Origin of the sequence: Lachnoanaerobaculum sp. MSX33, assembly GCF_000512995.1 — a bacterium.
In the GTDB taxonomy this organism is placed as follows: Bacteria; Bacillota; Clostridia; order Lachnospirales; family Lachnospiraceae; genus Lachnoanaerobaculum.
The window spans coordinates 1-1,858 of the sequence record NZ_AZXX01000050.1 but is presented as its reverse complement, the minus strand read 5'-3'; the positions used below and the strand labels follow the sequence as shown (position 1 = coordinate 1,858).

At 26.7% G+C, this 1,858-nt stretch carries 1 protein-coding gene; it reads left to right on the top strand.

The annotated features are described in order from the left end of the window. The first annotated feature begins 335 nt into the window (after positions 1–335). Positions 336–1,664 (top strand): hypothetical protein, encoded by a 1,329-nt coding sequence (locus tag HMPREF1495_RS04635; RefSeq protein ID WP_034212481.1) that lies wholly within the window; start codon positions 336–338, stop codon positions 1,662–1,664. Positions 1,665–1,858: the final 194 nt, after the last annotated feature.

The window sequence follows — 1,858 nt, the reverse complement described above, 5'->3', positions numbered from 1 at the left end:
TCCGTGAAAATCAAACGGATTATATGGTGGAATACGGTGAGTTCTATTATCAGGCAGGAAGTCAATGAAATCAGAACAACACAAAGTAATTCAATTTTATTGTGGGCGTGGCAATATGGAGAGTTGGAATAATAGTAACTTATGAGCCTTGATAATCCAATATCAAATGACTATTTTTGATACATAGGGATAGTGCACCATTTTTTTATGTGATTTTCCAACTTACGAACGAGATGGCTTTATAAAACAATTATCTTGTAGGCTTTTTAAGCCAAATCTACTGTGGTGAATAATTTAGGATAAATATGCAACTTAATTATTAAAGGAGAATAGCTATGGAAGAGATTCTTAATTCGCTTAAAAAAGAAATATCTAAAATTTCATTTGATTTTCAGTGTATAAGAGAAGACAACGACAATGCGCATGACGATTATGTAAAAGTTGAATTTAATTCTGTAAAAGAAGACAATGACTTTTTGAATGTTATTGAAGATTTTTATTTAGTGGAAAGTATTTATTTAGTGAAAAGTATTAATAAACTAGATTTAAGAGAGTGTGATAAAGATATACATCAACGTATTGCTAATATAAAAAAGATTTCAACCTCTCATGGAAATCTATTAAGATTGGCATTTTTTTATTTTTCAGAGTTTGAAAAATGTATTGATGAGAGTAATAATATTAATTTGGAAAATTATTATTTAGACATACCTTATTTAGACATACCTTATTTAGACATACCCTATTTTAATTCTATTGATGCTATGTTTGAATATTTGATTGAGAAATCAACAGATAATGATTATGTAATTGAGAGGTTATACACGTTAAGTATCCTTTATGCTATTATTACAAATTATAATTTTTATGATATATTATTACATATTAGAAGAATTAAAAGAGATAATTGGCGACAATATATTACTAAGGAGAGTATTGAACAAGTCTCGAAATTATTTGGGCATATAAAAAAATGGTTTTATGACGCTATCGAGAATCATGAAAAAAATTTATTATGTTTGATTACAGATCAACAATTTAACCAAGTTGGTGAGTATGATGGCATTAATTATTTTGGGAAAAAATTTCAAAAAGCTCTTAGAGAGAATCAAATTAATTCGCATAGTAAATTTATAAAAGATAAGTTAAACTGTTATGCCTCTGTTGTCTATGAAAAAGAGAAGTATTTTAGTATAAACGGTTTGGATAATGACAACGAAAAACCTAGTTCAAATAAGTGTAAAACTATAGCTATATTAAAAGATTTACTGAAAAAGGAGACCAAATATTCAACAATAGAGTATGTTCCTATTCTCGATAAAACTAGATATTATTTTGATAAACAAAGCGATTGTTATATTAGTTATGACGAATTCAAAAAAAATGGGACTGAAAAAAAATATAATAGAATGTTTACTTGTTGTGAGAGGAAACTAATAGCTAAAATTAGAGAAAAAACTGGTAAGGAACAATTTGATGTAGCATTAAATATTACAAAACAACCATGTGAATTATGTGAAAGAGAGATTAAAATTGTTAATGCTAAATTTCAAAATCCTAAAAATCCTAATATAGAAATAAATAAGGATGAAAAGGAGTTTGAAGTGAAAATTAAAGATATGGATGCTTATGCAAGAGATATTTATGACAATATTCACAAATAGATGTAGGTATATGATTTAATTTGATTATAATTGTTATGGTATCTTTCACCTAAAAAGTGAATAGAAAAAGGACCCCTTTCTTGGTAAAATTAAGGTGCCAAATCAAAACAATGCCAAGGAAAGGAAGTCCTCTTATGTCAATTTTAAACACTATTTCACTTGAAAGCAACAAGAAAATTAAAATAAATTTTAAA

Excerpts from the sequence above, each read along its gene's own strand:
- HMPREF1495_RS04635 (WP_034212481.1), top strand. The coding sequence starts at position 336 with ATGGAAGAGATTCTTAATTCGCTTAAAAAAGAAATATCTAAAATTTCA.